General features: G+C 71.4%; 17 protein-coding genes. 8 read left to right on the top strand and 9 right to left on the bottom strand.

The window, feature by feature from the left end; genetic code table 11:
- Window positions 1-127 precede the first annotated feature (127 nt).
- Both CRP52_RS14660 and CRP52_RS14655 read left to right on the top strand, forming a co-directional pair.
- A complete protein-coding gene (locus tag CRP52_RS14660; protein ID WP_097236800.1) occupies window positions 128-1,957 on the top strand; it encodes an acyl-CoA dehydrogenase in 1,830 nt (609 codons plus the stop codon).
- A gap of 282 nt (window positions 1,958-2,239) precedes the next feature.
- Window positions 2,240-3,547, top strand: coding sequence for a M18 family aminopeptidase (locus CRP52_RS14655; protein ID WP_097236799.1), 1,308 nt, complete (start codon window positions 2,240-2,242; stop codon window positions 3,545-3,547).
- 92 nt (window positions 3,548-3,639) lie between these two features.
- On the opposite strand, the gene CRP52_RS14650 is transcribed toward CRP52_RS14655, so the two are convergent.
- On the bottom strand, window positions 3,640-5,454 hold the full coding sequence (locus tag CRP52_RS14650) for an NHL domain-containing thioredoxin family protein (protein ID WP_097236798.1): 1,815 nt from the start codon (window positions 5,452-5,454) through the stop codon (window positions 3,640-3,642).
- 49 nt (window positions 5,455-5,503) lie between these two features.
- Window positions 5,504-6,013, bottom strand: coding sequence for a GNAT family N-acetyltransferase (locus CRP52_RS14645; RefSeq protein ID WP_097240091.1), 510 nt, complete (start codon window positions 6,011-6,013; stop codon window positions 5,504-5,506).
- Window positions 6,014-6,155: 142 nt separating this feature from the next.
- Between CRP52_RS14645 and CRP52_RS14640 the strand changes: the two genes are divergently transcribed.
- A complete protein-coding gene (locus tag CRP52_RS14640) occupies window positions 6,156-6,644 on the top strand; it encodes an LURP-one-related/scramblase family protein (protein WP_097236797.1) in 489 nt (162 codons plus the stop codon).
- A gap of 117 nt (window positions 6,645-6,761) precedes the next feature.
- Window positions 6,762-7,184 carry a DUF350 domain-containing protein gene (locus CRP52_RS14635; protein WP_097236796.1) on the top strand — a complete coding sequence of 141 codons (423 nt, stop codon included), beginning with the start codon at window positions 6,762-6,764 and terminating at the stop codon, window positions 7,182-7,184.
- A 79-nt stretch (window positions 7,185-7,263) separates the two neighbouring features.
- Here CRP52_RS14635 and CRP52_RS14630 read toward each other — a convergent pair whose 3' ends face one another.
- Entirely contained in the window at window positions 7,264-7,611 is a 348-nt protein-coding gene (locus tag CRP52_RS14630) for a winged helix-turn-helix transcriptional regulator (RefSeq protein WP_097236795.1), read from the bottom strand.
- Between the two features lie 97 nt (window positions 7,612-7,708).
- Between CRP52_RS14630 and CRP52_RS14625 the strand changes: the two genes are divergently transcribed.
- Together CRP52_RS14625 and CRP52_RS14620 are read left to right on the top strand one after the other, a co-directional pair.
- Complete coding sequence (locus CRP52_RS14625) at window positions 7,709-8,617, top strand: NAD(P)-dependent oxidoreductase (RefSeq protein WP_097236794.1); 909 nt, start codon at window positions 7,709-7,711, stop codon at window positions 8,615-8,617.
- Window positions 8,618-8,640: 23 nt separating this feature from the next.
- A complete protein-coding gene (locus tag CRP52_RS14620; protein WP_097236793.1) occupies window positions 8,641-9,210 on the top strand; it encodes a GNAT family N-acetyltransferase in 570 nt (189 codons plus the stop codon).
- 168 nt (window positions 9,211-9,378) lie between these two features.
- On the opposite strand, the gene CRP52_RS39540 is transcribed toward CRP52_RS14620, so the two are convergent.
- Complete coding sequence (locus tag CRP52_RS39540) at window positions 9,379-9,597, bottom strand: hypothetical protein (RefSeq protein ID WP_257032484.1); 219 nt, start codon at window positions 9,595-9,597, stop codon at window positions 9,379-9,381.
- 360 nt (window positions 9,598-9,957) lie between these two features.
- Here CRP52_RS39540 and CRP52_RS14605 point away from each other — a divergent pair, with 360 nt between their 5' ends.
- Window positions 9,958-10,884, top strand: a complete 927-nt coding sequence (locus CRP52_RS14605; protein WP_097236792.1) for a class I SAM-dependent methyltransferase — start codon at window positions 9,958-9,960, stop codon at window positions 10,882-10,884.
- Window positions 10,885-10,921: 37 nt separating this feature from the next.
- Window positions 10,922-11,251 carry a divalent-cation tolerance protein CutA gene (cutA, locus tag CRP52_RS14600; protein WP_097236791.1) on the top strand — a complete coding sequence of 110 codons (330 nt, stop codon included), beginning with the start codon at window positions 10,922-10,924 and terminating at the stop codon, window positions 11,249-11,251.
- 83 nt (window positions 11,252-11,334) lie between these two features.
- Here the strand turns inward: cutA and metG are convergent, their stop codons facing one another.
- The 5 genes from metG to CRP52_RS14575 form a co-directional block, all read right to left on the bottom strand.
- Window positions 11,335-13,068, bottom strand: a complete 1,734-nt coding sequence (gene metG, locus CRP52_RS14595; protein WP_097236790.1) for a methionine--tRNA ligase — start codon at window positions 13,066-13,068, stop codon at window positions 11,335-11,337.
- A 115-nt stretch (window positions 13,069-13,183) separates the two neighbouring features.
- Complete coding sequence (locus tag CRP52_RS14590) at window positions 13,184-13,384, bottom strand: DUF397 domain-containing protein (RefSeq protein ID WP_097236789.1); 201 nt, start codon at window positions 13,382-13,384, stop codon at window positions 13,184-13,186.
- A gap of 5 nt (window positions 13,385-13,389) precedes the next feature.
- Window positions 13,390-14,238, bottom strand: a complete 849-nt coding sequence (locus CRP52_RS14585) for a helix-turn-helix domain-containing protein (protein ID WP_097236788.1) — start codon at window positions 14,236-14,238, stop codon at window positions 13,390-13,392.
- 561 nt (window positions 14,239-14,799) lie between these two features.
- Window positions 14,800-15,402, bottom strand: a complete 603-nt coding sequence (locus CRP52_RS14580; RefSeq protein ID WP_097236787.1) for a GNAT family N-acetyltransferase — start codon at window positions 15,400-15,402, stop codon at window positions 14,800-14,802.
- A gap of 159 nt (window positions 15,403-15,561) precedes the next feature.
- Window positions 15,562-16,845, bottom strand: coding sequence for an adenylosuccinate synthase (locus CRP52_RS14575; protein WP_097236786.1), 1,284 nt, complete (start codon window positions 16,843-16,845; stop codon window positions 15,562-15,564).
- Window positions 16,846-16,859 lie beyond the last annotated feature (14 nt).

Raw genomic sequence — 16,859 nt, 5'->3', positions numbered from 1 at the left:
TTCATAGCGGATTAACCGTCGGGGGCTTGCCCAAGTTACCGCTGGGTAGCATCATTACGCCTACTGGTGGGTACGGGACGCCGGAACGCGGCGGTCTCCCGGAAGCGACGAACCGGAGATAACGGCCATGGGTCACTACAAGTCCAACCTGCGTGACGTGGAGTTCAACCTCTTCGAGGTGTTCGGCCGCGAGCAGGTCTACGGCACCGGACCGTTCGCGGACATGGACGTCGAGACCGCGAAGAACATCCTCAGCGAGATCTCGCGCCTCGCCGAGAACGACCTCGCAGCGTCCTTCGTCGATGCCGACCGCAACCCGCCGGTCTTCGACCCGGAGACCAACACCGCCCCGATCCCGGCGTCCTTCAAGAAGAGCTACCAGACCTTCATGGACGCCGAGTGGTGGCGCCTGGGCATCCCGGAGTCGATCGGTGGCCAGGTCACCCCGAACTCGCTGATCTGGGCCTTCGCCGAGCAGATCCTGGGCTCCAACCCGGCCATCTGGATGTACTCCTCCGGCCCGGCCTTCGCCGGCGTCATCGCCGAGGAGGGCACCGAGGAGCAGCTGGAGGTCGCCAAGCGGATGACCGACCGCCTGTGGGGCTCCACCATGGTCCTCACCGAGCCCGACGCGGGCTCCGACGTGGGCGCCGGCCGCACCAAGGCGATCCAGCAGGAGGACGGCTCCTGGCACATCGAGGGTGTGAAGCGCTTCATCACCTCGGGCGAGCACGACATGTCCGAGAACATCATCCACATGGTGCTGGCCCGCCCCGAGGGCGGTAAGCCGGGCACCAAGGGCCTGGGCCTGTTCATCGTCCCCAAGTTCGACTTCGACTGGGAGACCGGCGAGCTGGGCGAGCGCAACGGCGTCTACGCCACCAACGTCGAGCACAAGATGGGCCTCAAGGCCTCGAACACCTGCGAGATGACCTTCGGTGCCAAGCACCCGGCCAAGGGCTGGCTGCTGGGCGAGAAGGTCGACGGCATCCGCCAGATGTTCAAGATCATCGAGTTCGCCCGCATGATGGTCGGCACGAAGGCCATCGCCACCCTCTCCACCGGCTACCTGAACGCCCTGGAGTACGCCAAGGAGCGCGTGCAGGGCGCCGACATCTCGCAGTTCCTGGACAAGACCGCCCCGCGCGTCACCATCACCCACCACCCGGACGTGCGCCGCTCGCTGCTGACCCAGAAGGCCTACGCCGAGGGCATGCGCGCGCTGGTCCTGTTCACCGCGTCCACCCAGGACGACATGCTGGCCGCCAAGCTGCGCGGCGAGCGCGACGAGGCCGCCGAGCGCCTGAACGACCTGCTCCTGCCGATCGTCAAGGGCTACGGCTCGGAGAAGTCCTACGAGCAGCTCGCCCAGTCCCTGCAGACCTTCGGTGGCTCCGGCTACCTGCAGGAGTACCCGATCGAGCAGTACATCCGGGACGCCAAGATCGACACCCTGTACGAGGGCACCACCGCCATCCAGGGCCAGGACTTCTTCTTCCGCAAGATCGTCAAGGACGGCGGCCAGGCGCTCACCGCGCTGTCCGAGCAGATCCAGAAGTTCATCGGCTCCGCCGCCGGCGGCGACGCCCTGGCCGCCGAGCGCGACCTGCTCGCCAAGGCCGCCGGCGACCTGGAGGCCATCATCGGCAAGCTGCTGGCCGACCTCTCCTCGGTCGAGCAGGACGTCAAGAACATGTACAAGGTGGGCCTCAACACCACCCGCCTGCTGATGGTCTCCGGCGACGTCGTCGTCGGCTGGCTGCTGCTGCGCCAGGCCGCGGTGGCCCTGGCCAAGCTGGAGGCCGGCGCCTCCGAGAAGGACGTCCCGTTCTACCAGGGCAAGGTCGCGGCGGCCCGCTTCTTCGCCAAGAACGTCCTCCCGACCGTCGCCCCCCAGCGGGTGATCGCCGAGGGCATCGACAACGAGATCATGGAGCTGGCGGAGGAGGCCTTCTAAGGCACGCCTCCCACCCGTCACCCGCCACCACCCTTCCTGGGACGCGGCGGGTGACACCTCTCTGACCGCCTGACGAAAACCCTCACACCGAAGGGCCCGGCTGCCACCGGGCCCTTCGGTGTTTCCGCCTCCGTGCCCGCTGCTTTTCCGCCTCCGTGCCCGGCGCGTTCCCGGCTTCGTGCCCTTGCCGGTACCGAATGCCCTGTCCGTGTACGGGCATATGCTCAACGTGCGAAGCCGACTCCCCCTCCGGCTTCGGCCCTCCCTCGACTCAGGAGCAGTATGTCGACCGCCGCCCGCCAGGCATTCTTCGACCGGACGCACAGCGACGATCTGATCGCGTTCCTCGGCACCTCGCCGTCCCCGTACCACGCGGTCGCGAGCGCCGCGGAGCGGCTGGAGAAGGCGGGCTTCCGGCAGGTCGCCGAGACGGACGCCTGGGACGGCTCCGCCGGCGGGCGCTACCTGATCCGCGGCGGTGCGCTGATCGCCTGGTACCTGCCGGAGGGTGCGGGCCCGGAGACCCCGTTCCGGATCGTCGGCACCCACACCGACTCGCCCAACCTGCGCGTCAAGCCGCTGCCGGACACCGGCTCGGCGGGCTGGCGGCAGGTCGCGGTGGAGATCTACGGCGGCGTCCCGCTGAACACCTGGCTGGACCGCGACCTCGGCATCTCCGGCAGACTCGCGCTCAAGGACGGCACCGTCCGCCTGGTCCAGCTGGACGAGCCGCTGCTGCGCGTGCCGCAGCTCGCCATCCACCTGGACCGCCAGGTCAACGAGGGCATGAAGCTCGACAAGCAGCGCCACCTCACCCCGATCTGGGGCCTCGGCCCGGTCGACGAGGGCGCGCTGATCTCCTACGTCGCCGAGCGGGCCGGGGTGGCCGCCGCCGACGTGGTCGGCTGGGACCTCATGACGCACGACGTCCAGCCCGCCTCCTACCTGGGCCGGGACCGCGAGCTGCTGGCCGGCCCGCGCCTGGACAACCTGCTCTCGGTGCACGCGGCCACCGCCGCGCTCGCCGCCGTCGCCACCGCCGACGGTGCCGCCGAGCTGCCGTACATCCCGGTGCTGGCCGCCTTCGACCACGAGGAGACCGGCAGCGAGTCCGACACCGGCGCGCAGAGCCCGCTGCTCGGCAACGTCCTGGACCGTTCGATCCACTCGCGCGGCGGCACCCCGGAGGACCGCGCCCGGGCGCTCGCCGGCACCGTCTGCCTCTCCTCGGACATGGGCCACGCCGTCCACCCGAACTACAGCGAGCGGCACGAGCCGGGGCACCACCCGATGCCGAACGGCGGGCCGATCCTCAAGGTCAACGTCAACAACCGCTACGCGACCGACGGTGTCGGCCGGGCGGTGTTCGCGGCCGCCTGCGAGAAGGCGGGGGTGCCGTGGCAGTCCTTCGTCTCCAACAACGCGATGCCCTGCGGTACGACGATCGGCCCGATCACGGCGGCGCGGCTGGGCATCAAGACGGTGGACTGCGGCATCGCGGCGCTGTCCATGCACTCGGCGCGCGAGCTGTGCGGCGCGGAGGACCCGTACCTGCTGGCGAGCGCGATCAAGGCCTTCCTGGAGGGCTGAGCCCCCTCCCTCGCATGCGCCGGGGCCCGGCGGACGATTCGGTCGTCCGCCGGGCCCCGGCGTCTGTGGGAGGGGACTCCCCGGGCTGCTCGCTACTCCATCCCGGCCAGCACCAGCGGGAGGCGGCGGGCGCCGTCGGCGACCAGCTTCACCGGCACGCCCCAGTCCTGCTGGTGGACGTGGCAGGCCGGGAACTCGATCTCCGGGGCGTCGTCGCAGGAGGCGGCCATCGCCGAGACGTGCAGCACGCCCTCGGTGACCTCGTCGGAGAGCACCAGCTCGCGCGAGAGGTCGCTGTCCGCGCCCGCGCCGGAGACCAACAGCTCGGGCGGGGTCGAGCTGACCAGCAGCCGCGTGGACGGCCCGTAGCGCTCGTCCAGCTTCTGGCCGCTCGGCGCCGAGAAGACCACGTCCAGCCGGAAGGCGCCCGGCGCGACCTCGGTGGCCGCGCGCTGGGTGCGGTGCGCCACCGCGTCGACCCGCACCGCCTCCTCCGGCAGCCGCAGCCTGGTCAGCCGGTGCCGGGCCGACTCGACCACCACGATGTCGCCGTCCACCAGCACCGCCCCGGAGGGCTCGCGCAGGTCGGTGGCCAGCGTGCTGACCTCGCCGGTCGCCGGGTCGTAGCGGCGCAGCGCGTGGTTGTAGGTGTCGCTGACGGCCACCGAGCCGTCCGGCAGCACGGTGACGCCCAGCGGGTGCTGGAGCAGGGCCTGGTCGGCGGCGCCGTCGCGGTGGCCGAAGTCGAACAGGCCGGTGCCGACGGCGGTTTCGACCCTCCCTGTTTCACGTGAAACCAGGCGCAGCGCGGAGGTCTCGGAGTCGGCGACCCAGAGCTTCCCGCCGTCCGCCGAGACCGCGAGGCCGGAGGGCTGGGCGAACCAGGCCTCGGCGGCGGGCCCGTCCACCAGGCCCTCGTTGGTGGTGCCCGCCGCGACGCCGACCGTGCCGGTGGCCGGGTCGTACGCCCACAGCTGGTGCACGCCCGCCATCGCGATCCACACCCGGCCGTCGAACCAGGCGACGTCCCACGGCGAGGACAGGTCCACCTCGCGGGCCGGGCCCTCGGTGGCCGAGCCCTGCCACCACTGGCGGCCCGTGCCGGCCAGCGTGGTGACGCTGCCGTCGGCCAGCCGCAGGCCGCGCAGGGCGTGGTTGACGGTGTCGGCGACGACCACGTCGTACGCCGAGCCCTCCGGCAGCAGCGCCAGGCCCTGCGGCTCACTGAACCGGGGGCTGGTGCCGTCCACCAGGCCGCGCTGCCCGTCACCGATCCGGCGCACCACCGTCTCGCCGTCCTCGGCCAGCTCGACCAGCGAGTGGTGACCGGAGTCCGCGACCAGGAAGTGGCCGTTCGGCAGCCGGACCGCCTTGCCGGGGAACTTCAGGTCCCCCGCGGTCGGCTCGGGCGCCACGTACGGGCCGTCGCCGCGGCGCAGCGTGCCCTTCGCGGCGTGCTCGGCCTCCAGCTCCTCGACCAGCCGGGCGATCGCATGGGCGTGGCCCTCACCGGCGTGCTGGGCGACGACGTAACCCTCCGGGTCGATCACCACCAGCGTCGGCCAGGCCCGGACGGCGTACTGCTTCCAGGTGGCCAGCTCCGGGTCGTCCAGCACCGGGTGGTGCACCTCGTACCGGTCGACGGCGTCCACCACGGCCTGGTGGTCGGCCTCGTGCACGAACTTCGGCGAATGCACCCCGACGATCACCACGGTGTCGCGGTGCTTCTCCTCCAGCTCCCGCAGCTCGTCCAGGACGTGCAGACAGTTGATGCAGCAGAAGGTCCAGAAGTCCAGGATGGTGATCTTGCCCCGGAAGTCGGCGAGCGTGAGCTCCTTGCCGCCGGTGTTCAGCCAACCGCCAGCCCCGACCAGTTGGGGGGCGCGTACGCGTGCACGAGATGCCATGCCCCAATGAAACCGCACGCCCGCTGTCCGCATTCCGGGCGTCCCGGGTTCACCGGCTGAGGTCAGCCTGCCAGCGGGTTTCGCCGTCGTTCTGGTCGGCGGTGGGGTGGAGGCCGAGGGCGCGGGCGATGGCGGCGGAGGCGTGGTGGTCGGGGTGGATGTGGGCGACGGCGGTGGGGGTGCCGGCGGCGGTGAGGTGGGCGAGGAGGGTGCGGGCGGCCTCGGTGGCCAGGCCGCGGCCCTGCCAGGGGGTGCCGACCACCCAGGCGAGTTCGGCCAGGGCGGGGCGGATCGTGGCCTGGACGTAGCCGGTGAGGGCGCCGTCGGCGCGCAGCCGCAGGACCCAGTTGCCCCAGGCCTCGGCCGGGTCGGGGGAGCCGGCGGCGAGCCGGGCGCAGCGGGCGCGCATCTCCTCGACGGTGGCGGGGCGGCCGCCGGTGAAGGCGTGCAGGGCCGGGTCGGCGAGCGCTGCCGCCAGCTCCTCGGCGTGCTCGGGGGCGATCGGCAGCAGGTCGAGGCGCTCGCTGCGCAGCGGGACGGCGGTGAGGTCGGGGCGCATGGCGCCATTGAAGGCGATCGGGGCCGCGCGGTGCGACGGGGTTTCCCGCGGGTGCTTCGTGGCGGTGCTTTTCGGCGGGGTGGCGCTCGGGGTCGAATGGGCCGACGTCCACACGGGGACGTCCACACGGAGGAGGCCCACGGTGCGGTACCTGGTCAGGGAGAAGCTGTTCGCGGTCGGCGACGACTACTGGATCGAGGATGACCGGGGCCACAAGGCGTACCTGGTCGACGGCAAGGTGCTGCGGCTGCGGCACACCTTCGAGCTGAAGGACGCGCACGGCCGGGTGGTCGCGGTGGTGAAGGAGAAGATGCTGACCGTCCGCGACGCGATGAAGATCGAGGACGCCGACGGCGAGGTGATCGCGACCGTACGGGAGAAGCTGTTCACCCCGTTCCGCGACAAGTACCTGGTGGAGCTGGCCTCCGGGGGCGAGCTGAAGATCCACGGCGACCTGATCGACAAGGACTACCGGATCGAGAACCAGCACGGCGACGAGCTGGCCCGGATCAGCCGCAAGTGGTTCCGGATCCGCGACACCTACGGGGTGGAGATCGCCGACGGCGCGGACACCGGCCTGCTGCTGGCCGTCGCGGCCTGCGTGGACCACCTGGTGCACGAGGAGGACTGAGCCGTCCCCGGTTCCCGGATCCCCGGTCCGAGCCTCATCTGCGTGGGGTATCTTTTGCCAACCCTTGACCAGGTCGGTCGGGGCGTAGGCGAGAGCGGACCGGGGGCTGGAACCACGATGAACGACATCCTGCACGGGCTCGGCGCGGCGGCGGCCTACGGTGTCCTCGGGGTGGTGCTGCTGCTCCTCGGCGTCGGCCTGGTGGACCTGCTCACGCCCGGCCGGCTCGGCCACCAGATCTGGGTCGAGCGCAACCGCAACGCCGCGGTCCTGCTCAGCTCCGCGTTGCTCGGCATCGGCGGCATCGTCTTCACCGCGATCCTGTACACCTACGCCGACTTCGCCAAGGGCCTGGTCTCGACGGCCTGTTACGGCGTGCTCGGGCTGGTGCTGATGGCCGTCGCGTTCTGGCTGGTGGACCTGCTGACGCCCGGGCGGCTCGGGGCGATCCTGGTCGAGCCGGAGCCGCACCCGGCGGTGTGGGTGTCGGCCAGCTGCAACCTCGCGGTGGCGGCGGTGGTGTCGGCCGCGATCGCGTAGCGGCGGGTCGGGGTGACGGCGTCTCACGCCAGATGCGTCACTCCGGGCGTGTCACTCCGGGTACGTCACTCCAGGCGCGTCACACCCGGTGGGGCGCATCGTCCAGGACGTGCTCCCGGCCCCACGCGCCCAGCGGCAGCAGCGCCGTGTTGAGGCGCCGCCCCACCTCGGTCAGCTCGTACTCGACCCGGGGCGGCACCTCGTCGTACGCCTCCCGGCGCACGATGCCGTCCGCCTCCAGTTCGCGCAGGTGCGCGGCCAGCACCTTCTCGGTGATCCCCGGCACCAGGCGGCGCAGTTCGCCGAAGCGGCAGCTCCCGTGGTGGTCCAGCGCCCAGAGGATCAGCACCTTCCACTTGCCGCCGATCACGGCCATCGCGGCGTCGATCCCGCAGACGTACGTCCCCGGCCTCGGCACGGTTGCCATGCCCACCCCTTCCGACCTGGATACTGACCCCAGGGTAACCACCCACTCCGAAGTGCGTACTTGATCGTTTCCGGGTGCGGCGCGGAGGCTGACTCCCATGACGAACAAGCTCGTTGAGAGCGCCTCCAAGACCCCGCTCACCCCGCTCACTCCGCTCACCCTGCTCGGCCTCGGCGCGATGGGCACCGCGCTCGCCGAGGCCTGGCTCACCGCCGGCCACCCGCTGACCGTCTGGAACCGCACCGCCGCCCGGGCCGACGCGCTCGCCGTCCGCGGCGCCGTCGTCGCCCCCACCGTGGCCGAGGCCGTCGCGGCGAACCGCCTGGTCGTCGTCTGCCTGCTGGACGACGCCTCCGTGGAGGAGGCGCTGGCCGGCGTCGACCTGACCGGCAAGGACCTGGTCAACCTGGTCACCAGCACCCCCGGGCAGGCCCGCGCCCGCGCCGCCTGGGCCGAGCGGTGCGGCGCCCGCTACCTGGACGGCGGGATCATGGCCGTCCCGCCGATGATCGGCGTCCCGGCGGCCGGGCCGTACGTCTTCTACAGCGGTTCGACCGAGCTGTTCGAGGAGCACCGGGCGGCGCTCGCCGCGCCGGCCGACACCCGGTACGTCGGCGAGGACGCCGGGTACGCGGCCCTGCACGACGTGGCGCTGCTCAGCGCGATGTACGGCATGCTCGCCGGGGTCGCGCACGCCTTCGCGCTGGTCCGCGGGGAGGCCGTCGCCCCGGGCGACCTCGCGCCGATGCTCAGCGACTACGTCACCGCGATGAGTCAGACCATCCCCGTCACCGCGGAGCAGTTGGAGAGCGGCGACTACACCAAGGGCGTGGTGTCCAACCTGGCGATGCAGGTGGCCGGCAAGCGCACCCTGCTGGGCACCGCCGAGGAGCAGGGGGTGAGCGCCGAACTGCTGGAGCCGTACTTCCGGCTGATGGAGCGCAGGCTGGAGGTCGGCAGCGGCGAGGAGGACCTGGCCGGGGTCGTCGACCTGCTGCGACGGTGAGGGCCGGCCGGTAACGTACCGGCATGGCAGACCTTGAAGAACGCGCCGATGACGTCGCGTCCGGCTCACGGCAGACCGGGGCAGGGGTGGTGGTCCGACCTCGCCGCGGCGACGACCTCGCCGACTGCGTCCGGGTGCTGGGCGACGTCCACACCGCCGACGGCTACCCCGCCGACTGGCCCGACCGCCCCGCCGCCTGGCTCACCCCGGACGGCCTGCTCGCCGCCTGGATCGCCGAATCGCAGGGCCGGCTCGCCGGCCACGTCGGCCTCGCCCGCAGCGCCCCGGGCGACCTCGCCCCCGCCCTGTGGAGCCACCGCACCGGAGGCCCGCCGGCGCTCTCCGCCGTGATCGGCCGCCTCTACGTCGCCCCCGGGGCGCGCGGCCAACACATCGGCGCCCGGCTGCTCGCCCGCGCCGTCCTCCACGCGCGGGCGCTCGGCCTGCACCCCGTCCTGGACGTCCTCGCCACCGACACCGCGGCCGTCGCCCTCTACCGCCACCTCGGCTGGACCCACCTCGGCAGCGGCGACCAGCAGTGGGCCTCGGGCCGCACCGTCACCGTGCACTGCTTCGCCGCCCCGAGGGGATAGCCCCGCCCCTGGCCCCGGTCCGCCCCCAGCTCGCCCGCCCGCCCGACCACCGCGGGCGGGCGGGCGCGTTACACCGGGATGACCTCGATCCCGCGCTCCAGGCCGGTGAAGTCGGCCGCGTTCCGGGTGTAGAGCGGCAGGCCGTGGGCGGCGGCGTGGCAGCGATCATCAAGTCCATGCGTCGAGGTCGAGGGTCGCGCTTGGCTTGAATGGTGAGTGCGACGAGTGTTCCGAACCGCCGGGCGGCCTCACGGTCGAACGGGAGGGCGGCCACGGGTCGTCGCCGCCTACTCGGTCCTCGTCGCCGTAGAACGCGTCGGCCTCGGCCCGCATCTGCGCCGCGTCGACTGCGGGAGCGCTCTGCCACTTGGGCTGCAGTTCGTCCACGGGGACGCATCGTCGGCGGTTGCTGATCGGCCGAACCTCGGCGATCTCGGCGCCGTTACGCGGGATGTGGTAGATCTCGCCGGCTTCGACATCGCTCGTACTGGCGGCGGACGGCGGTGTGACCGGCGCGGTTTGCTGAGGCGGCAACAAAGCTTGCCGGGGGTGGGTGGCCGGTCGCAGCCTGGCCGTGGAGGTGAGCGCGATGAGCGGGACGAGGACGACGGCTGCCGCCTTCGCGCTCGACCGCGACCTCACGGAGGAGGAGGTCGGGCGGGCGGTGGCCCGGTACCGCGCGTCCGGCGCCGCCGTGCCCGCCTGAGCCGGGAAGCTTTTCGTCAAACGCGAACGGAGTGCAGAGACATGACGGCAGATCAGCACGAGAGCCGGCACCAGAACGGCCACCACCACGGTCACGGCCACGCCCCCTCCGCCGACTTCGACTGGGACGCGCTCGCCGCGCACCTGGAGCACGAGGCCGACCTGAGGTCCGACGTCGTCGCCGAGGCCGCGCAGTGGCTGACCGGCCTGTACGGGGCCGGGGCCTGGGCCGGGGACGGACGCGGGTACAGCACGGTCCGCCGGGTCCTCGACGTCGGCAGCGGGCCGGGGGTGATCGCCGGACTGCTGGCGGACGCCTTCCCGACGGCCGAGGTGGTGGCCGTCGACCAGTCGGCGGCCCTGCTGGAGCGCGCCAGGACCCGCTCGAACGGCCGCCTCGGCACCCAACAGGCCGACCTGCCAGCCGAGTTCGACAAGCTCGGCGAGGCCGACCTGATCTGGTCCGGCAACGCGATCCACCACCTGGGCGACCAGCAGGCCGCGCTCACCTCCCTCGCCGGGCTGCTGCGCCCCGGCGGGCTGCTCGCCGTCGCCGAGCGCGGCCTGCCACCGCGCTACCTCCCCCGCGACTTCGGCCTCGGCCGTCCCGGCTTCCAGGCCCGGCTGGACGCGGCCCACGAGGACGGCTTCAGCACCATGCGGGCCGACCTGCCCGGCAGCGTCGACGAGATCGAGGACTGGCCGGCCATGCTGACCCGGGCCGGACTGGTCCCGAGCGGCACCCGCACCTTCCTGGTCGACCACCCCGCCCCGCTCGACCGCCCCACCCGCGCGTACCTGCACACCCAGCTCAGCCGCCTGCACGACCGGCTCGCCGACGTCCTCACGGACGAGGACCGCGTCACCCTCGAAGCCCTCCTCGCCGAGGACGCCCCCACCGGCATCCTCCACCGCCCCGACGCCTTCTACCTCTCCGCCATGACCGTCCACACCGCCCGCAAGCCCTGACCGACCGAGCTGCCCGCCCCGGCGGTACCGTCGGCGCATGACAGCGAGCGAGCAGCGCTTCGTCGTGGTGACCACCACCCACGAGAGCGAGGAGCGGGCCCGGGCCCTGGCGTCCGCCGTGGTGCGGGAGCGGCTGGCGGCCTGCGCCCAGGTGTACCCGGTACGGTCGGTGTACTGGTGGGAGGGCGAGGTGCAGGACGCCGAGGAGTGGCGGATCGACCTCAAGACCCGGGCCGAACTCGCCGATCGGCTGGGCGAGTTCGTCGCCGAGCGGCACTCGTACGAGACGCCCGAGGTGATCGCCGTGCCGGTGGTGGCCGGCAGTCCCGGCTACCTGGACTGGGTGGCGACGGAGACGGCGCCCTGATCGACGGGGACGGCGCCCCGAACCGGGGTTCGGGGCGCCGTCTCCCGCGCTGGGCCTCCGACGTGCTCAGCCCTCCGACGTGCTCAGCCCTCCGAGCCGCCGAAGCGCGCCGTCCAGGCCGCCAGGTCCTCGTCCGTGATCTTGGCGAACAGCACGGGCGGCACCGTGAACGCCGTCCCGGCCGGCACCAGGTCCAGCGCCCGCGCCTCCTCCGGGCCCACCCAGTCGCGGGTGGCCGCCGGGGCGTCCGCGGGCAGCGCGAAGGCGCCGCGCATCGCCGCCGCCGCGGTCGGGATGAACGGCTCGGAGACAACCGCGTACAGGTGGATCAGGTTCATCGCCGTGCGCAGGGTGAGCGCCGCCGCCTCCGGGTCGGTCTTCACCTGCAGCCAGGGCGCCTTCTCGTCCAGGTAGGCGTTGCCCGCGCTCCACAGGGCGCGCAGAGCCTGCGCCGCCTTGCGGAAGTTGAGGGCGTCCAGCTGGGCCTCGTACTCGGCGAGCAGTTCGGCGATCTGCTCGCCGAGGCGCTGCTCGGCCTCGCCCGGCGCGTGGCCGCCGGGGACGTCGTCGCCGAAGCGCTTGCGGCTGAAGGACAGCACCCGGTTGACGAAGTTGCCGAGGGTGTCGGCGAGGTCCTTGTTGACGACCGAGGCGAAGAGGTCCCAGGTGAAACTGGAGTCGTCGGACTCGGGGGCGTGCGCCATCAGGAAGTAGCGCCAGTAGTCGGCGGGCAGCAGTTCCAGGGCGACGTCGGTGAAGATGCCGCGCTTCTGGCTGGTGGAGAACTTCCCGCCGTAGTACGTCAGCCAGTTGAAGGCCTTGACGTAGTCGACCTTCTTCCACGGGCGGCGCGAGCCGAGGATCGTCGCCGGGAACATCACGGTGTGGAAGGGGACGTTGTCCTTGGCCATGAACTCGGTGTAGCGGACGGTCTCGTCGGCCTCGTACCACCAGGACTTCCAGTCCCGCAGCTGCCCGGCCGGGGCCGCGTCCGCCCACTCCTTGGTGGCGCCGATGTACTCGATCGGGGCGTCGAACCAGACGTAGAACACCTTGCCCTCGGCGGCCAGTTCGGGCCAGACGTCGGCCGGCACCGGGACGCCCCACTCCAGGTCGCGGGTGATCGATCGGTCCTGCAGGCCCTCGGTGAGCCACTTGCGGGCGATGGAGGAGGCCAGCACCGGCCAGGAGTCGCCGTGGGCGGCGATCCAGTTCTCGACCTCCTCGGTGAGCTTCGACTGCAGCAGGAACAGGTGCCTGGTCTCCCGGACCTCCAGGTCGGAGCTGCCGCTGATCGCCGAGCGCGGCTCCAGCAGGTCGGTCGGGTCCAGCACCCGGGTGCAGTTCTCGCACTGGTCGCCGCGCGCCTTGTCGTAGCCGCAGTGCGGGCAGGTGCCGACGATGTAGCGGTCCGGGAGGAAGCGGCCGTCGGCGTTGGAGTACACCTGGCGGATCGCGCGCTCCTCGATGAAGCCGTTGCGCTGCAGCTCGCGGGCGATCTCCTGGGTGATCTCCCGGTTCTGCGGCGAGGAGCTGCGGCCGAAGTGGTCGAAGGAGAGCCCGAAGCCGTCGTACACCGCCTTCTGCGCCTCGTGCGCCCGGGCGCAGAACTCGGCGACCGGCAGTCCGGCTTCCTGGGCGGCCAGCTCGGCGGGGGTGCCGTGCTCGTCGGTGGCGCAGATGTACAGCACCTCGTGGCCGCGCTGCCGCAGGTAGCGGGAGTAGACGTCCGCCGGGAGCATGGACCCGACCATGTTGCCCAGGTGCTTGATCCCGTTGATGTAGGGAAGGGCGCTGGTGATCAGGTGCCGAGCCATCCTCGGATGCTCCGATTTCTCCCGCACACGCTCCCCACCCGGGGTGCGGTGCCAGGCGCAGGGGTCCACTGTGGGCTGCCAAGCCTACCGCCGCCACGGGCCCCGACGGCCGGCGTCACGTCCGGGCGGAGTCGGCGTACCGGTCGAACTCCCCGGCCTTCACCCCGCGGAGGAAGGCGGCCCACTTGCGCGGCGTGGTCCGTACGACCACCTCGGGCAGGTCCGACTCGCGGATCTCCACCAGGCCGCCCGCCGCCCTGACCTCGACGCAGTCGGTGCTCTCGCCGCTGGCCGATGCCTTGCGCCACGTACTCATGCGACTCATGTGAAGTCTTTCAGTAAGGCCCGGATGAAGTCCCGGGACTCGTCCGACCCGAGCGCGATCGCCGCGGTCTCCTCCTTGATCCGGCGGTAGGAGGCCAATTCGGTCTGGGTGTGCACGAATGTCGGCCCGTGGGAGAGGTCGATCTGGACGGTGTCGAGCTCGGGGACCGGCCCGCGGGCGAGGTACAGGCTCTCCCCGGAGCCGGTGTAGGTGGGCACGCTGAACGGGATCACCCGGATCTCCACCCCTGGCCGTTCGGAATTCTCCAGCAGGCTCTGCAACTGCTCGCGCAGTACTTCGGGGCCGCCGAACTGCATGCGCAGCGCGGATTCGTGCAGGAATGCGCTGTACGGCTTGGGGCGGTCGACGAAGATCTGCTGGCGCCGAATCCGGAACGCCTTCCGGTCCGCCGCCTCCTGCCGGTACTGCGGGGGCAGCCGCTCGAACACGGCGACGGCGTACTCCGGGGTCTGCAACAGGCCGGGGATGAAGGTGCTGTTCAGGATGGACAGCGAGGTGGCGTGGTGCTCCATCTCCGCGATGTCGATGATCGCGTTCGGCAGCCGGCCGCGGTAGCTGTCCCACCAGTACTTGCGCCGGTCCTGCGTCATCGCCAACAGGGCGTCCAGGTACGGGCCGTCCTCGCAGCCGCAGGTTCGGGCCCAGATCCGCAGCCGCTCGGCGCTGATGCCCGACTTGCCGTTCTCCATCTGGGAGATCTTGGGCAGGTCGGTGCCGATGGTGACGGCGAGGCTCTTGGGCGTCACGCCCACGCGTTCGCGCATCCTGCGCAACTCGATCCCGAGGCGCTGCTGGCGCACGGTCGGCGACAAGCGGGGTGGCATGACTCTCTTCTCCGGATCGCGGCTTCGGTCGATGCTTCCGGTGAAGTGTGCCGTGCATACCGGGCGCTAGCTACTGAAATGGGGGATACCCCACGATGGAGTGAACGTTCTCCTGCTCGGTAGCAACTCTGGCACCCCGACCCTAGGGTCATCCGTGTCACTCGCTGACTTGTTGCCGTCTAAACAGTCCCCGATCAGGCCTCAACCAGCCCTCAATCAGCCGTCATTACACACCAGATGCATGGTCGCGGCGCCCCGACATCACCGACCGGAGACAGCCATGCCCCTTTCCCCGCCTCTCCGTCTTCCCCGCCACCCCCACGCTCCCCGCCGCATTTCCGTATTCCGGTGAATGCGCTTCTCGTCGCCGCATTGTCCGCACTCCTGCTCGCCGTGCTATTCGTCGGCTGGCTGGTCTGGTTGGTCAACCTCCAACCCCGCCAGCCCCGTTCGGCGAAGCGCGGGATCGCGGCCGGCCATTCCGCGGGCGGCGAGCGGGAATAGCGTTCCCCGCCCGCCCATTGGCCCGCCCGCCCGCCGACCCCGCGGCCCGAGCGCTCCTCAGCCCCGCGAAAGCCGTTCCGCCAGACGGGACTTGGCGGCCGGCCACTCGTCGGCGAGCATCGAGAAGTAGGCGCTGTCCCGCCAGGTGCCGTTGGCGCGGTGCCGGTCGCGGCGGTGGATGCCCTCGAACCGGGCGCCGAGCCGCAGGATCGCATTGCGGGAGCGGTCGTTGAGCGCGTCCGTCTTCCAGAACACCCGGCCCATGCCCAGGTCCTCGAAGGCGTGGGTGAGCAGCAGCAGCTTGGCCTCGGTGTTGACGGCGGTGCGCCAGACCGAGCGGGCGTACCAGGTGCCGCCGATCTCCACCAGCTCGTCCTCGGCGCTGAAGTCGTAGTAGCCGGTGATGCCGACGGCCCGCCCGCTCGCCAGGTCGATGACGGCGAACTTCACCGCCGTCCCGCTGGCGACCTCCGCGAGGCGGACGTCGAGGATGGCGCCCAGCTCCTCCTCCGAGGTGGGCGGGAGGAAGGGGATCCAGCGCCAGACCTCGGGGTCGGGGCCCACGGTGGCCCAGAGGTCGGGCAGGTGGCGCCGCTCCAGGGGCTCCAGGCGGATGTGGCGGCCGGTGAGGGTGAGGGGCGAGGGCAGCTTCGCGGTCATGGTCCGAACGTACTGGCGAGTTGCACTAGATGCAAGAGATATCTGCACTAGTGCAAAATTCGGAGGCCGGCGAAGCGAAGGGCCCCGCGGGACGAATCCCGCGGGGCCCTCGAAGCGATCAGTGATCAGCGATCGGCGATCGGCGACCAGCGATCAGGCTCAGATGAACGAGTTGATCTGGATCGTCTCGTCCCGGCCCGGGCCGACGCCGATGGCGGAGATCGGCGCGCCCGACATCTCCTCCAGCGCCTTCACGTACGCCTGGGCGTTCTTGGGCAGCTCGGCGAAGGTCTTGGCCTTGCTGATGTCCTCGGTCCAGCCCGGCAGCGTCTCGTAGATCGGCTTGGCGTGGTGGAAGTCCGACTGGTTGTAGGGGAGTTCCTCGACCCGCCGGCCGTCGATCTCGTACGCGACGCAGACCGGGATCTGCTCCCAGCCGGTCAGCACGTCGAGCTTGGTGAGGAAGAAGTCGGTGAGGCCGTTGACCCGGGTCGCGTAGCGCGCGATCACGGCGTCGAACCAGCCGCAGCGGCGGTCACGGCCGGTGGTGACACCGCGCTCGCCGCCGATCCGGCGCAGCGCCTCGCCGTCCTCGTCGAGCAGCTCGGTCGGGAACGGGCCGGAGCCGACGCGGGTGGTGTAGGCCTTGAGGATGCCGATGACCCGGTCGATCTTGGTGGGGCCGATGCCGGCGCCGGTGCAGGCGCCGCCCGCGGTCGGGTTCGACGAGGTCACGAAGGGGTACGTGCCGTGGTCGACGTCGAGCAGGGTGCCCTGGCCGCCCTCCAGCAGGACGACCTTGTTGGCCTTCAGCGCCTCGTCCAGGACGAGGGTGGTGTCGGAGAGGAAGGGCTTGATCTTCTCCGCGTAGCCCAGGTACTCCTCGACCACCAGGTCGGCCGGGATGGTGCGGCGGTTGTAGAGCTTGACCAGGACCTGGTTCTTGTCGTGCAGCGCCGCCTCGATCTTCTGGCGCAGGATCGACTCGTCGAACAGGTCCTGGACCCGGATGCCGACGCGGTTGATCTTGTCCGCGTAGGTCGGGCCGATGCCGCGGCCGGTGGTGCCGATCCGGCGCTTGCCGAGGAAGCGCTCGGTGACCTTGTCGAGGGTGCGGTGGTACGGCGTGATCAGGTGGGCGTTGCCCGAGATCAGCAGCTTGGAGGTGTCGATGCCGCGGTCGTTGAGACCGGCCAGCTCGGAGAGCAGCACGGCCGGGTCGATCACGACGCCGTTGCCGATGACCGGCGTGACGTTCGGGCTGAGGATTCCGGAAGGGAGCAGGTGCAGGGCGTACTTCTGGTCGCCGATGACCACCGTGTGACCGGCGTTGTTGCCGCCCTGGTAGCGGACGACGTAGTCGACGGAGCCGCCGAGGAGGTCGGTGGCCTTCCCCTTGCCCTCGTCCCCCCACTGAGCGCCAACGAGCACGAGTGCCGGCACAGGCGTACACCCCT

The sequence above is a fragment of the Streptomyces sp. 1331.2 genome (assembly GCF_900199205.1).
Taxonomy (GTDB): Bacteria; Actinomycetota; Actinomycetes; order Streptomycetales; family Streptomycetaceae; genus Kitasatospora.
Note: the sequence above shows the minus strand (reverse complement) of the source record. Positions and strands in the feature narration are given on the sequence as shown.

What these genes read in the sequence shown, in the direction of transcription:
- CRP52_RS14660 (WP_097236800.1), top strand. Translation starts at nt 128, where the DNA reads ATGGGTCACTACAAGTCCAACCTGCGTGACGTGGAGTTCAACCTCTTC.
- CRP52_RS14655 (WP_097236799.1), top strand. Translation starts at nt 2,240, where the DNA reads ATGTCGACCGCCGCCCGCCAGGCATTCTTCGACCGGACGCACAGCGAC.
- CRP52_RS14650 (WP_097236798.1), bottom strand. Translation starts at nt 5,454, where the DNA reads ATGGCATCTCGTGCACGCGTACGCGCCCCCCAACTGGTCGGGGCTGGC.
- CRP52_RS14645 (WP_097240091.1), bottom strand. Translation starts at nt 6,013, where the DNA reads ATGCGCCCCGACCTCACCGCCGTCCCGCTGCGCAGCGAGCGCCTCGAC.
- CRP52_RS14635 (WP_097236796.1), top strand. Translation starts at nt 6,762, where the DNA reads ATGAACGACATCCTGCACGGGCTCGGCGCGGCGGCGGCCTACGGTGTC.
- CRP52_RS14630 (WP_097236795.1), bottom strand. Translation starts at nt 7,611, where the DNA reads ATGGCAACCGTGCCGAGGCCGGGGACGTACGTCTGCGGGATCGACGCC.
- CRP52_RS14625 (WP_097236794.1), top strand. Translation starts at nt 7,709, where the DNA reads ATGACGAACAAGCTCGTTGAGAGCGCCTCCAAGACCCCGCTCACCCCG.
- CRP52_RS14620 (WP_097236793.1), top strand. Translation starts at nt 8,641, where the DNA reads ATGGCAGACCTTGAAGAACGCGCCGATGACGTCGCGTCCGGCTCACGG.
- CRP52_RS14605 (WP_097236792.1), top strand. Translation starts at nt 9,958, where the DNA reads ATGACGGCAGATCAGCACGAGAGCCGGCACCAGAACGGCCACCACCAC.
- cutA (WP_097236791.1), top strand. Translation starts at nt 10,922, where the DNA reads ATGACAGCGAGCGAGCAGCGCTTCGTCGTGGTGACCACCACCCACGAG.
- metG (WP_097236790.1), bottom strand. Translation starts at nt 13,068, where the DNA reads ATGGCTCGGCACCTGATCACCAGCGCCCTTCCCTACATCAACGGGATC.
- CRP52_RS14590 (WP_097236789.1), bottom strand. Translation starts at nt 13,384, where the DNA reads ATGAGTACGTGGCGCAAGGCATCGGCCAGCGGCGAGAGCACCGACTGC.
- CRP52_RS14585 (WP_097236788.1), bottom strand. Translation starts at nt 14,238, where the DNA reads ATGCCACCCCGCTTGTCGCCGACCGTGCGCCAGCAGCGCCTCGGGATC.
- CRP52_RS14580 (WP_097236787.1), bottom strand. Translation starts at nt 15,402, where the DNA reads ATGACCGCGAAGCTGCCCTCGCCCCTCACCCTCACCGGCCGCCACATC.